Source organism: Sorangiineae bacterium MSr11954 (assembly GCA_037157815.1).
Classification (GTDB): Bacteria; Myxococcota_A; Polyangia; order Polyangiales; family Polyangiaceae; genus Pendulispora; species Pendulispora albinea.
Window position 1 is genome coordinate 3,518,736 of sequence record CP089984.1, and the last position, 12,674, is coordinate 3,531,409.

A 12,674-nucleotide genomic window follows, 5' to 3' on the forward strand; every position below is an offset into this window, starting at 1 on the left:
GATTCTGGCGAGACATATCTATGAATAGTATCGTGGAGCGCGGCCGAGGAATCTTCTATGAATTTTATGCATTTTAGTGTAGGTGAGAAATAGCGGACCTCTCGGTTTCAGATAGCGAGGTGCACTCCGGCATTCGGTCTCCGTGGACCTTCGGCTCGAATCCCTCCGGACCCACCATCGATTCGGGATCGTCTAGCGGTAGGACGCCGCGCTTTGAACGCGGAAACGCAGGTTCGAATCCTGCGCCCGAAACCAAGCCTCGAAGTTCAAGGCTTCCTTTGTCGCAGGAGATCCGCGTTCGGAACGAGCGCGACGGAGGGTGACGTGCGCCCGCAAAGGGCACTGCTCATTGAAAACTTGGCGCCAATCAATATCGCGACTCCGCGCGTTGCGAGCGTCGACACGGTCGAAGACCTCGTCGACATTCATGGCGTGCGGCGTCGCGCTCATTCCAGCGTCGCCTAATGGCAAGGCACCCGGCTGTTAACCGGACATATGAAGGTTCAATTCCTTCCGCTGGAGCCATCCCCCCTCGCAGATCCATCGGCCGAGCACCCGTTTCGTACTCGGGAGGGGCCGGTGCACTCCGGCCTTCGGCCTCCGTGGGCCTTCGGCTCGATTCCGTCCTGACCTGCGGGGCTGTATCTCAACGGCAGAGTGCCCGGTTTGCACCCGGGCGATGGGAGTTCGAGTCTCCCCAGCTCCACCACCCCGATGCGCGCGCAGCGCGCCAGGGGATCGCGGACATCGTTCAACGGTAGGACCGCAGCCTTCCAAGCTGCCGATGCGGGTTCGAGTCCCGCTGCCCGCTCTGTTTTCATTCGAGCCGATCCTGGAGCGAGGATCGCCGGCTGCAACCCGGCGCGAGGGCGCGGCTCCCTCTCGGCTCAACGGGGGCGCGCAGCCGTAACGCTCAAGATACGATTTCGCTGATCTGAATCACGGGCTCGATGTTCGTGTAGTTGGCGATATCGGCCCGCAGCTCCGGCCCGTGCACGGTGGTGCGCTCGGCGAAGTGCTCCACTGTTTCGAAGTAGAAGTGACAGGCGGCGACGAACGGCGCGGGTCGGCCGGGTTCGCCGCCGGAGATGCCTTTGTCGACTTCGTAGCGCACGGGCGCGAGGAGCTCGCCGGCCCGTGGCATGTGCTTCTTCGTGTAGTAGTGGTGGTCGAAAGTCTTCCCTTCGGCGGCGGGATACAAAACGGATACGCGGATCATGTTCGCGCGTGATCGTAGGGTCGACCCTACACGTGCGCAAGAGTAGCGCCGCGCAAAAATAGCGGTGGGCACATCACGTGCACCGATCCCTGCGTTCCACACCACCCCGACGTCACGAAAGGAGATTGCGATGGCAACCAGGGTCGGACGCAGAAGGACCTTCTGTCCTTGCTCAACCAGCTTCTCGAGCTCTCCATGCCCCACTCGTCCAATGGAAGGGCCATCGTCTTCGAAACGATTGCATCCGGGTGCACTCCGGCCTGCGGCCTCCGCGGGCCTTCGGCTCGAATCCTGGGTGGGGTGCTCGTCAACGTTCCCATCGTCTAAATGGTCAGGAAGCCGGGCTCTCAATCCGGAAATGCGGGTTCAAGTCCCGCTATACACGGTATCAGCGCGCCCATGGCGCATGGGGGTTCGAGTCCCTCCGGTGACACCGTTTTTTAATCCGCGCTCGCTCGAGCGCACGAGGAGAAGTGCCATGCGAATCCGCAAGAGACGAAAGAGGTAAAGGCCCATGTCGACACGAACCCTGATGCTGACCCCCTGGATGACCCCGCACCGAGTGATCTCTTGGCAACGCGCCGTCGCGCTCTTCTTCCTCGGCAAGGTCGAGGTGCTCGAAGAGTACGATGATCGCATCACCGCGCCGTCGATCACCATCCGCACGCCAGCCGTCGTCCGCCTGACCAAGGGGAGCGTGTCGAAGAAGCATAAGGTCCGATTCTCGCGCGTGAACGTCTTCACGCGCGACGGGTTCCGTTGCCAGTACTGCGGCGTGCGCAAAGAGATGAACGCCCTGAACTACGACCACGTCGTGCCCCGCGTCCGCGGCGGCAAGACGGTCTGGGAGAACATCGCGACCTCGTGCTACGCATGCAACGATCGAAAGGGGGGCCGCTTGCCGGAGGAGGCGGGGATGGTGCTTCTGCGGAAGCCGTTCAAACCTTCTTCGCTGCCGTTCGCGCCCGTGCTCGACACCGGTAGGGACGTACCTTCGATGTGGAGGCACTACTATCCCCTCGCCGCCGCCGAGCCCCGTGCGGACGTAGCGTGACGACGCAGCCCGAAGGGACGCGGGCGACGCTCGTGCGCAAAGCTGCACCCGACGTCTTGGAGCTCGCCGCACGCGCCGTTCTCACGCGCCGCGTGCGCGAGCTCTGGGCCCAGACGCAAAACAGGGCCATCTCAGCGCGTAGTTTAGCCAGGCCAAAACCTCGGCTCGGGGAGCCGAAGAGCGCAGGTTCAAATCCTGCCGCGCTGACCATCCTGCGGGGCTCGCGCTCTGGTGAGCACACCTGCCTTACAAGCAGTCCGAGGAGAGTTCGATCCTCTCGCCCCGTACCACGCGAACGTAGCCCAATTGGCAGGAGGCACCTGCTTCAAATCCAGGTCAGTGCGGGTGCACTCCGGCCAACGGCTACCGTGGGCCTTCGCCTCGAATCCCGCCGTTCGCACGACGCCGACGTAGCCCAATCGGAAGGAGGCAGCGGACTTAAACCCCCGCGCCGTGTCCGTTCGAATCGGATCGTCGGCACCGCGGGCCGTGACGGGTTGGTTACCCTGGGCTCTCTGATAAGGAGCTCGCACTGCGTTCGATTCGCAGACGGCCCACCAGCGCGACGAAATCATCGCCGCGCTCATCGATCCGCGCGTGATCTCGGTCAGCCAGGACGTCTCATGAGCGTCCAACCCGGGTGCACTCCGGCCAACGGCCACCGTGGGCCTTCGGCTCAACTCCCGACGCGCGGACATCATCTGGGTGTAGCTCAATGGCTAGAGCACTCGGTCCGGAACCGAGGTGATGCAAGTTCGAGTCTTGCTGCCCAGACCCATGGACGCGGAATTCGTCAGAGACGAAGCTCGCTTGGAAGGCGATGCGCGCCGCACGCGCGGCGTGAGGTGCGCTCCGGCCAATGCCTTCCTCCATGGAAGTTGAATCGCGAATGGTCGCGAGCCCGGCCGCTACCCGGTGCGTGCTCTTCGGGGCATGAGGTTCGAGCCCTCCGACTTCCGCCCAGATTGGCGCCAGGTTTTCTCCGGCGCGGCGTTGCGGTCCGGCGTTGCTGCTCTCGATCGAGAAGCTGCGTCGAGCGCGCAGCCATACTTTCGCGGCGCGACGTGCGAGGTGAGCGCAATGAACCCCTTCGAGTGGCTCGCCGTCGCACGCTCGCAAGATCGCCCGGTGCGGAGCATCGACATCCTGCTCCGGCACCTCGGTCCCTGGGCGCCACGACCTCACGAAGCTTCTGCTACGCGCGCAAGGTGACGAGCACCTCGTCCAGTTGTTCGAACGTCTCGCCCATTCCGTCGTATGCCCCGGAGGCGAGGGCCGCATCGCGAACTTCCTTGGAGCGATAGAGCTCGTGCAGCACCATCAGGGTCTTGTCGCCTGCTTCCTCGAGGGTCACCGTCGTGACGGCCCCATCCTCGCCGCTCTCGTCATTCGTCCAGACGATTCGCGAGTGGGGAGTCACTTCGATGTACTTGCCGAAGAACGCCATCGTCTTCGTGCCGTCGACGTCGAACACGAGCCGGTAGCCGCCTCCTGTACGGATATCCGCCTCGTAGGAGAGCAGGGCCAGCGGCATCGACTTCGGTACCCACCACCGCTTGAACAGCGCGGGAGTCGTCCACGCCTGAAAGACGATGCGAGCCGGGGCGTCGAAGGTTCGCCTGACGACGATTTCGCGCTCGGACTTCGGTTCCACCGTCGTGCGGTTCTTCGTGGGGTTGGGCTCACTGTCTTTTCTTGCGTTCATCGAACGTTCTCCTTCCGTTTCAGTTCCTCGATGATCTTGTCCAACTCTTCGAAGCGTGAGCTCCAGAGCTGGCGGTACCCTTCGATCCATGCCGTCTCAGCCGAAAGGCGGCTCGGGCCGAGCTTGCACGTCCGCACGCGCCCGACCTTTTCCGTGGCGACGAGCCCCGCTCGCTCCAAGACGCCGACGTGCTTCTTCATGCCCGTGAGGGTCATGTGGAATTTCTCGGCAAGCTCCGTGATCGACGCGTCTGCGCGCCCGAGCTGCTCCAGAACGCCGCGCCGGGTTGCGTCCGAGAGAGCGGCGAACGAGGCGTCCAAGCGGGCACTCGAATGGTGAACCATATGGTTCAGTGTCTAGCGCACCGCTTCGCCGCACGCAAGTGAGATCGTGCAGGTGGCTGCAACGACCGCGACGAGCTCCGCGATCGCGTGACCATCCCATTCGACGAGCAGAAGACGCGCTTCGACGATCATGCTCCGCACCCTGTCGCCCCGGTCTGGGATCGCGCGCCGTCGGCGACGATCCGGGGACTCGGCTCGGCTGACGGGGGAGGGGCGCGCCCAGGATCACAGTCCATGCATGGGTCGCGTTCATCCCGCGGTGCACGGCCTGACGCGCGATCGACGCGTCGCGTGGGCTCTCGAGGAGCTCGAGGTGCCGTATTGCGTGCACGGCTTCGATCACACCGGTGGTGGGACGAGCCGCGACCAATTCCGCCGCATGAATCCGTTCAAGCCGCTCCCGGTCCTCTCGCGGGCCTCACCGGGTTGACGGATGGTGATTCGGCGGTCGCCCGAGGGGGCGTCAAGAACGTCCGAAGCCCCGTCGCCAAAAAGATCGTCGGGGCGCGATAGTACCAGCTTCGTCGGGGCGTACGCTTCGCCTCTCGAACACCGGGCCTGCGCAATTGTCAATGTGACCACGGAAGCTGCGATGCGCCGCAGCCTTTCGATTCAGGTGCGCGCCGGCTTCGTCGTTGCTCTTATATTTTTGCAATTCCGCTTCGACCGCCGCTCGGCGGCTTCCGGACTTGGCGCATTTCTCCTCTGCGGCGACACGCGAGCGATCCGGTCTGCCGACTTTGGATTCATCATCGGACAGGACGCGTAGCTCCACGTTTCGTTGACTGCAGGAAGCCAAGAAAGAAAAAAGGCATCATGCAGGGCAGGCCCGGGGGGGGAGAGCCATCCTTGCCTGATGCCGCCTCGCACCAGAGCGAACGCCGTGCCAAGAAGGCTTGGTCCACGCGCCGAGCCTCGAAGCTCAATCCCACTGCGATTTACCGCGAATCGGGCCCACACGCGTTCAATCGGGAGTGTGGCATTTCTGCCCTGTGCGGCGCCATTGCTCGATCAACTCGTCGCCCCCGCGCGCGTCAAGTGCGCAATCAATGCTCGAACGGCTGAATCGACGACGGCCTCGAGCCTGCGATGTTCCACCGCAAAGGCGCGCCTTGCCTGCCAGGGAACGCCCTTTGCCATCGCATCGGGACGTGGAGCGCCGATCGACAGACTCAAAATGGCATGCGCCGAAGCGGCTACCCACGGGTCTTTGCATTGAATTTTCCCGCCTCCCGCCTGCTGCACGAGGTCGTGCACTTCCTCGGCAATGCCACGCTTCTCGGCGTCATCCCGAAGGGCATCGAGCGCGGCATGAAGGGCCCGATCGGTCACACCGGCGGGCGCGCAACCATTCGGCCAGCAGGCGCCGTCGATGAGTGCAACGATGTCCTGCATCCTTCGGCTCATTGTCCGTTACTCCGTCCCCTACGTTGTCTTCGCGATCACTTTACAAGGACCATGCGGTAAAGTCTCCGTTGGTTTGGTCATGTCTCCGGTTGGGCCAACGTGGGATGACGCAGGTCGGTCTTTTACTCCGTCATCACGGATGATGCTCGCGAAGAGGACTTGCGGGTGCTGGCCGGCAACTCGAAACCTGGTAGACGGCCTTGCTCGCGAGGGCTTCCCGCAGATGCTGGGCGCTCAACGCGAGGTCGCCGATCGGGTCGTCGGTCTACAGCCCGATGATTGAACCAAGGTCCTTCCCGATGATTGAACCAAGGTCCTTGTCGACGCGTGTGAGCCGGATGCGCGTGCGGTCATCGAGAGGGACGTGCGCCCATCGAGCGCCGGGCAGCCAGTCGGGGTGAAGTCGTCCTGCACCTTGGCCCTTTCGTAGGAGTCACCGGCCTGCACGCCGTTCATGAACATCGTTGCAGTTCCTGCGACACCGGCGGATTGCACCCCATGTGGACCAAGTCGGCGAGGATGGTGGCCGTCGCTTGCTGCCTCCAGTCATAAGATGTGACCGAGGCACCACGATGGAAAGCAACCGGGCAGCGCGGCGCGAGAGGCAAAAGCCGCTGACGTGAAGGCCGTGAGCCTCGCGAGCGTTCCAATGGTGTGCTCGAGTCCCTGCTCGTGCGCATCGCTCATCGACCCCGGCTCGCAACGATGAAGACGAGGGCAGGGCATCGCATGGCGCCAATGTAAGTCGCGGTTTGGGATCTTCGAAATGCGCCAAAATTGAAGACGATTCTGCCGCGGGGGGAGCAACTCGGCGAGCGCAGCGTAAAGCGAGGTGTCGCGAAAAGCTGCAACGGCATTCCATCGACGGAGGACATTTTGAGCTTACGACTGCGTTCCATCCTGCCCGGTTCTGCAAAGATGGCGTTCCTCATGACTGTTGCCGGCACATCGACGTTCGCCTGTGCGGACAGCGGCGGTGATGTGCAGGACATCGAGCACCTCTCGGTGGCGCACGATGCGGTGAACGCGGCGGCCGTCGATCCATGTGCATTGCATCCTTGGTCGAGCGAGCATGCATGTTCGGATGGCTTGCGCCGCGCTGCCACCAACGGCCCGTCGACCAAGCCCGTGAAGCAATGGGCCACCACGACGTGCACGAAGAATTGTGGGCCTTGGTCGAATCGCTTGCGGGTCGACGCGCGCGGCCGGCTTTTTGGTCATTTCGCATATGGCCTCGGCGGAATGGGGCCGGCGGTTTTCGACCAGACCACCGGCGAGCCAACATGGCTTTTTTCGGCGTCCGCGAAAGCCGAGGCGAACCAGATGGCGACGTATTATCCCATCGGGCTGCCTGCGAACGTGGCATTGGGGGCGAACGACACTGCGTACGCGTGCATCACGCCGCAGGATGAAACCACCGGCGATGTATCCCCACCGACGATTACCGCGTTCGACGTGCGGCCGGGAAGGGCACCTCGAAAAAAATGGGCGACGACCCTTCCTGAGCCGGCCTTCGGACCCTGCGAAGACTTCTTCGTTACCGCCGATGGTCTCGTCGTCGTCGGGATGCCCAGCGATGTCGCCGTGCTCGACACGAGTGGGCACGTTCGCTTCGTCAAACGTTATCAGCACGCATTCAAAGTGGTCACCGAGAAGGCGGGGCCCCTCTACGTCGAGGTGACACGCGAACCCGAGCCGCCATACGGGACCGCGCCCGCGTACCTCGTCGGCCTCGATCGAACGACGGGCGCCGAGCTATGGTCGGCCGACATTCCGCGGATCGACGAGTCGATCCTCGGTGCCATTCGCGGCGGCGTCCTGGCGCGCTACTACTCCACGGGCCCGCGCGCCACGAGCATTTTCTTCCAGTCCAGTCAGGGATCCCGCGATTGGACGATCGACGTCACGGGCCTTCTTCGTCCCGTGGCCGCGACGACCCCCACGAACGTCTTTCTGGCAGGCGTGCATGAACAGGCGACGCTCGACCTGGATACGCATTCGGTTTCGCCGCCAACGACGCGCGACGAGCCTTGGTACCTGGAAACGAAACGCGTCGTCATCGACCAACGTGGCAATCGCTACATCACGCGAACCGAAAAGGTGGGAATGGCCCTGGAGGCTTTCGATCCGAGCGGGAACCTGCTCTGGGAAATGAGCCCCATGAGCGGCGCCAACGACTTCGTCCTCGGCAAAGATGGTTGGATGTACGTGGCGAATCGGAACGAAGTCGTGGCCTATCGAGGCACACCCTGACTCCATAGCATTCCGTCGCGGCCCGCGTTCCATACGCGGGTCGCTCGACCTTGTCGTCGCGCCGCCAAGTCGGGGTGGGCTCCGCGCCAACCGTGCGATGATCCAGGCGCGTCCATCGCGGGACGACCCATTCACGCCGGACTTCGCCGACCAGGTGAAGCTTGGTGATGGGCGCGTCCTTGGTCGTGCCCGTGAAACCTCGAACGTGGAACCCACCGATATCGGCACGGTAAATGCGTTGCACGCTGCGAGGTCCGGGAATGCGCAGCCATGTCTTCTTCGCATGCGCCACGGCGTTCGGCGCCGCCGCCGTCTCCATCGTGCTCGCATAACCCCGGAGGGACGACGGACGAATGCGTATGCGTCTCGGCAAAAGTCTCCATGTTGACGTGCGCTCATCCCCCGCATGACGCGTCGAGTGATCGACCGCGACGATGTACGCACGCTCCTTCCATGCATCGCTATCAATCGCACCTCTCGCGTAAAAGCATGGCCAAGCTCTACACGTAGAGCAGCCGGACGCGCCCGGCGCGCCGGACAAAGGCAACGAAGAGCACCAGCGCCTCGATGCGGCCGTCGTTCGGTTCATCATGGGTGTTGGCGCGACCCGTCGCGCATGATCCGTTGTACCGCTCAGGAGAATGCTACAACTCCACGGCATCCTCGTCGTGAAGGCTCTCCGGAGGCTGTAAATATGCCGTGGCGTTCCGTGCAAGAGGGTGAAAAGATCCCATGATGCGACAACGCGTCTCGTCAATCGCCAGGTTGCGGCGATTCATCTTCTCCGCCGTCGCCGTCCTCCTCTGCGGCGCGTACTCGCTCTATGGCGCGTACTCGAGCCCGCGCGCCGGCATGCGCAGCGGCTCCGTTGCCCTTTTTGGCGCCAGTCTCGCCTTCGGCGATCTCGATCTCACGATTGGTGCCAGCAAGATGAGCGAGCCGCAGCCAATGCAGCTCACAGTGCAACTGAGCAGGCACGAGCGGTGGACCGACAGAGATCCCGATTGTTTCGTCGCACCGGATGACATGCACGTCACCGTAGATGGCCAGGTCCTCGAGCTTAGCGACAAGGGAGGAAAAGCGCGACCAATGATGATCTCTGGGGTCGAGATGCAACTCATAAATTGCGCCCCGGCCATCTTCCGCTCTCGTATGAATTCTATTTTTGAAGATCGAGTGGAAAGTACCGTCGTCGTCGAGGGCTCTGGTCGACGGGCGGATGCGAGGATAAGGCACCTGCTGGCTCGACGACAGGTCCAGATCGAGCCATCCAACCAACTTCGCCCTGGCGATCGCGTCACTCTCGTATGGACGCCCGCCGAGGACGAGTGGTCCGGGTCCACCGAGTCCACGGACGTTCACATCTACTACCCGAACGATTTCTCGGTGGTCGTGAAGCCCGATGTTGCTCCTCCCCGTTTCATTTTCGTAGTGCCAAGCGTTCGGCCTGGACCCGCCAAGATGGGGCTGAACACCATCTACCTCCAGGCCCACCCCAACGTCCTTGCCTGCACGGGGTTGAACAGCTGCTACGCCGTGGCCGACAGTCCCGCTGAAGTCGAGGTTACAGTTGCACCGCGCTGAGGACATCCACTCATGGAGTCCTAGTGCCTTCGAGGAGAAGATGACTCGTGGCGTGATGTCGGACCGATAGGGCAACCTATTTGGTTTGCAATCGAATAAAGGCGAATGCGGTAGGTTGAATTTCACTGGCGTCACCCCCACGCTCGCCCGCCTTGGATGCGCTGATGAATACATCGCGGTGCACGTGGACAACGCCGGCAAAGGGTGGTGGCTCGAGCCAGGGTGGTCGTGGCGGTGGGAATGCACAAGCACGGCGCCGAGTGGACAGGCCGGTGGAGCGGCAATCGATGGTGTCGCCGAGGACTAACACTAAGACCAGTTGACGCGATCCCACAGGCATGATCTCTGCTGGATATGATCACCCCGTTGAAACTGCGCGAGGCTGTTCTTCGTGCTCGTGCCGAAGGGCGTTCCTACGACGAAACCGCGAGGCTGCTCGGGATCGGTCGGGCGACGGTGAACCGAATCCTGCGGCTGCACCGCGAAACGAGCTCGCTCGAGCCGAGGCCTCGCGGAGGTGGCAACACCTCTCCGATTCACGGCGAAATGGCGCGGATGCTTGCCGCCATCGTGGCCGAGATGCCCGACGCGACGGTCGCCGAACTCGCGTCGGAGCTCGTAAAGCGCTCACGCACGCAAACGAGTCGCTCCGCTGTGCAGCGGGCGCTCACTCGCCTGGGGTTCTCTCGAAAAAAAAGTCGTTTCTTGCCGCCGAACGCAACACACTCGAGCACCGCGAACTCCGAGAAGCGTTCTGCGCGCTCTTGAAGAACGCGGACCTAAATAGCCTCGTTTTTATCGACGAATCTTTCGTAAAAACCGGCATGCGTCGCGAGTATGCACGCTCGTTGCGAGGTCACCGCGTCACCGGAAGCAGGCCCTTTCGTTCGTGGAAGACGCTCTCCCTCATCGGTGCGATCCGACTCGGCGAGAAGCCGAAGATCATGACGAGCAAAGCTGCGGTGAACGGGACGACCTTCCTTCGCTTCATCAAACACCGGCTCAGTTCGTGGCTGTATCCAGGCGACATCGTCATCATGGACAACCTCAGCATCCACAAGATGCTGCTCGTTCGCGAAGCCATCCTCGATGCAGGCGGCTTTCCGGTCTACCTCCCGACCTACAGCCCGGAGCTAAACCCAATTGAGCGCCTCTGGGCAGACATGAAACGACGTCTTCGAACGCTCGCCCTCGACGCTCAGGATGAACTCCTTCGGACCGTCCGTCGACTTCGCGCTTCAACACCGATCACCAAGATCGCCGCGTGGTTCCGCCATTCTTTATCAGAGGCTCGCTTCAACTGATCGCGGTGTTAGCCAAACTCGGCGATTGAAAGCTGCAATCGATGCCAAAAGATGCGACAGACGACGCCGAGCGCAAAACGCGCTTGCACCGAATCGCATGTTGCGCGAGATGCTAGCGAAAACACTCCCTACGAGGTCGTGATCATGAAATATTCTTGTCGGGTTTTCTGCGCCCTGTCCCTCGGAATGGCGGCGGCCGGCGCCTCGGGTTGCAGCAGCGATGACGGTGCAGGGGGCTCGGAAATGGGCCAGTGGGAATCGAGCCTGCTCCGCGACGGTGCGGGATCGCCCGGTATCGGCGATCCGTATTATCCCGAGCTCGGCAATGGCGGTTACGATGTTTCACATTACAGCATCCGACTCACCTACGAGCCGGTGAGCGATCGACTCTCCGGGTCGACCACCATCTTGGCCAAGGCGACCCAGGACCTGACCAGCTTTCATCTCGATTTTTTGCTCGCGGTCAAGTCGGTCCGGGTGAACAATGCGACGGCACGGTTCACGTCGTCGGGCGACGAATTGATCATCGAGCTGCCCGGAAAAATAGGCAAAGGCAGCAACATGAACGTCGTCGTGCAATATGACGACATTCCGTCGCAGGCTACGTCGAAAACGGCATGGATCCACGCTTGGCGAAGGACCGCGGGCGGCGCGGCCTCGGTGGGCGAGCCGTTCAGCGCGGAGTGGTGGTATCCGTGCAACAACCATCCCGCGGACAAAGCCACCTACGACGTATCGGTCGCGGTTCCCGAAGGCTACGAGGTGCTCTCCAACGGCGTGCTGGCCGGCAAGACGCAGCAAACGGACGGCTGGGTGAGGTGGTATTGGCGCAGCACCAAACCACAAATCACGTATGCTTCGTTCATCGCGATGGGGCAATACGACATTCAAACGTCGACCACCGCCAGCGGATTGCCGATCATCAACGCCTTCGCCGACGATCTGGGCGAATACGCGGAGCTCGGACGAAGGGTCGTGAACCGCACCGGAGAGGTCATCGACTTTTTCGAGAGCAAGCTCGGTCCGTATCCCTTCGAGGCCGCCGGCGGGGTCGTGGCGCGCGGGGCGTTCGGGCTGGAGACGCAAACGCGGCCAATGTACGGCACGGCGGGGTTCGATTCGGGATATCACGATTATTTCGTCGTTCACGAGCTCGCGCATCAATGGTTCGGCGACTCGGTGTCGCTCCAGCGATGGCGCGATCTCTGGCTCAACGAGGGATTCGCGATATATGCCGAGTATATTTGGTCGGAGAACCACGGTGAGGGCACCGCGCAGGAGCTGGCGGTTCGCGAATACAATTCGCACCCGGCCAAGGATCCCTTCTGGGAGGTTCTCCCTGGCGATCCCGGTGGGGGGCGCGGGAAGAATTTTCATCTTGCCGTGTACTACCGGGGGGCCATCGGGATCCAAGCGCTGCGCAATGCCGTTGGAGACGATACCTTCTTCCGCATCGTGCGTACTTGGCTCCAACAGAAGCAGTACGGTCACGGCACCGCCGAAGAGTTCATCGCGCTGTCCGAGCGCATTTCGGGCAAATCGCTGCGCGCGCTGTTCGACACGTGGTTTTATACGGCGGGGAGGCCAGCGTTCGAAGCCGCGGCGAGTGACGTCGTGCCGCCGGCGTTCGAGAAGATCCATGGCGCACTCGATCGGCTCGAGGCGACCGGGCACGGTAGCAGGCATGAATTCGTTCGATAGGTGAACGTCGCGAATCGAAACGTGGTGCGAGGCGTGGTTCGCTCGCACCATGCTCGTCGAAATCGTCCCGAGGTTATGAACCCTACGAATGGGAGCTATCTGA

Annotated in this window: 12 protein-coding genes and 9 tRNA genes; 17 read left to right on the top strand and 4 right to left on the bottom strand. The window is 62.4% G+C overall.

The genetic code is table 11. The features are described 5' to 3' along the window. The first annotated feature begins 181 nt into the window (after nucleotides 1-181). The 4 genes from LZC94_13850 to LZC94_13865 all read left to right on the top strand — a co-directional run bounded on the left by LZC94_13850 (nucleotide 182) and on the right by LZC94_13865 (nucleotide 811). A tRNA-Gln gene (locus LZC94_13850) sits at nucleotides 182-255 on the top strand. Nucleotides 256-450: 195 nt separating this feature from the next. Beyond that, nucleotides 451-525 (top strand) — tRNA-Asn (locus tag LZC94_13855). Nucleotides 526-635: 110 nt separating this feature from the next. Then, a tRNA-Ala gene (locus LZC94_13860) sits at nucleotides 636-709 on the top strand. A 31-nt stretch (nucleotides 710-740) separates the two neighbouring features. After that, nucleotides 741-811 (top strand) — tRNA-Gly (locus tag LZC94_13865). Nucleotides 812-913: 102 nt separating this feature from the next. Here LZC94_13865 and LZC94_13870 read toward each other — a convergent pair. Further along, nucleotides 914-1,219, bottom strand: a complete 306-nt coding sequence (locus LZC94_13870) for an EthD family reductase (GenBank protein WXB18328.1) — start codon at nucleotides 1,217-1,219, stop codon at nucleotides 914-916. A gap of 168 nt (nucleotides 1,220-1,387) precedes the next feature. On the opposite strand from LZC94_13870, the gene LZC94_13875 reads away from it, so the two are divergent. The 7 genes from LZC94_13875 (at nucleotide 1,388) to LZC94_13905 (ending at nucleotide 3,047) form a co-directional block, all read left to right on the top strand. Beyond that, the gene (locus LZC94_13875; protein ID WXB18329.1) at nucleotides 1,388-1,546 is read left to right on the top strand and encodes a hypothetical protein; all 159 of its coding nucleotides are present in this window, start codon (nucleotides 1,388-1,390) and stop codon (nucleotides 1,544-1,546) included. 187 nt (nucleotides 1,547-1,733) lie between these two features. Further along, nucleotides 1,734-2,273: an HNH endonuclease gene (locus LZC94_13880; GenBank protein WXB18330.1), complete on the top strand. Its 540-nt coding sequence runs from the start codon at nucleotides 1,734-1,736 to the stop codon at nucleotides 2,271-2,273. Between the two features lie 132 nt (nucleotides 2,274-2,405). Further along, nucleotides 2,406-2,483: transfer RNA gene (locus tag LZC94_13885), tRNA-Pro, on the top strand. 4 nt (nucleotides 2,484-2,487) lie between these two features. Then, nucleotides 2,488-2,563 (top strand) — tRNA-Val (locus tag LZC94_13890). Nucleotide 2,564: 1 nt separating this feature from the next. Beyond that, nucleotides 2,565-2,673 (top strand) — tRNA-Leu (locus LZC94_13895). Between the two features lie 4 nt (nucleotides 2,674-2,677). Beyond that, nucleotides 2,678-2,753: transfer RNA gene (locus LZC94_13900), tRNA-Leu, on the top strand. Nucleotides 2,754-2,974: 221 nt separating this feature from the next. After that, nucleotides 2,975-3,047: transfer RNA gene (locus LZC94_13905), tRNA-Pro, on the top strand. A 421-nt stretch (nucleotides 3,048-3,468) separates the two neighbouring features. On the opposite strand, the gene LZC94_13910 is transcribed toward LZC94_13905, so the two are convergent. After that, nucleotides 3,469-3,978, bottom strand: a complete 510-nt coding sequence (locus tag LZC94_13910) for an SRPBCC family protein (protein ID WXB18331.1) — start codon at nucleotides 3,976-3,978, stop codon at nucleotides 3,469-3,471. After that, on the bottom strand, nucleotides 3,975-4,322 hold the full coding sequence (locus LZC94_13915; protein WXB18332.1) for a helix-turn-helix domain-containing protein: 348 nt from the start codon (nucleotides 4,320-4,322) through the stop codon (nucleotides 3,975-3,977). The genes LZC94_13910 and LZC94_13915 overlap by 4 nt, the downstream gene beginning before the upstream one ends. A 238-nt stretch (nucleotides 4,323-4,560) precedes the next feature. Between LZC94_13915 and LZC94_13920 the strand changes: the two genes are divergently transcribed. Then, complete coding sequence (locus LZC94_13920; GenBank protein ID WXB18333.1) at nucleotides 4,561-4,752, top strand: hypothetical protein; 192 nt, start codon at nucleotides 4,561-4,563, stop codon at nucleotides 4,750-4,752. Between the two features lie 162 nt (nucleotides 4,753-4,914). Continuing rightward, a complete protein-coding gene (locus LZC94_13925) occupies nucleotides 4,915-5,091 on the top strand; it encodes a hypothetical protein (GenBank protein ID WXB18334.1) in 177 nt (58 codons plus the stop codon). A 242-nt stretch (nucleotides 5,092-5,333) separates the two neighbouring features. Here the strand turns inward: LZC94_13925 and LZC94_13930 are convergent, their stop codons facing one another. Continuing rightward, nucleotides 5,334-5,717 (bottom strand): hypothetical protein, encoded by a 384-nt coding sequence (locus LZC94_13930; GenBank protein WXB18335.1) that lies wholly within the window; start codon nucleotides 5,715-5,717, stop codon nucleotides 5,334-5,336. A 942-nt stretch (nucleotides 5,718-6,659) separates the two neighbouring features. Between LZC94_13930 and LZC94_13935 the strand changes: the two genes are divergently transcribed. The 4 genes from LZC94_13935 to LZC94_13950 all read left to right on the top strand — a co-directional run bounded on the left by LZC94_13935 (nucleotide 6,660) and on the right by LZC94_13950 (nucleotide 12,571). Then, nucleotides 6,660-7,982, top strand: coding sequence for a hypothetical protein (locus LZC94_13935; GenBank protein WXB18336.1), 1,323 nt, complete (start codon nucleotides 6,660-6,662; stop codon nucleotides 7,980-7,982). A gap of 732 nt (nucleotides 7,983-8,714) precedes the next feature. Next, nucleotides 8,715-9,566: a hypothetical protein gene (locus tag LZC94_13940; protein WXB18337.1), complete on the top strand. Its 852-nt coding sequence runs from the start codon at nucleotides 8,715-8,717 to the stop codon at nucleotides 9,564-9,566. Nucleotides 9,567-9,904: 338 nt separating this feature from the next. Further along, nucleotides 9,905-10,870, top strand: coding sequence for an IS630 family transposase (locus LZC94_13945; GenBank protein ID WXB18338.1), 966 nt, complete (start codon nucleotides 9,905-9,907; stop codon nucleotides 10,868-10,870). Nucleotides 10,871-11,014: 144 nt separating this feature from the next. Next, nucleotides 11,015-12,571, top strand: a complete 1,557-nt coding sequence (locus LZC94_13950; protein ID WXB18339.1) for a M1 family metallopeptidase — start codon at nucleotides 11,015-11,017, stop codon at nucleotides 12,569-12,571. Nucleotides 12,572-12,674 lie beyond the last annotated feature (103 nt).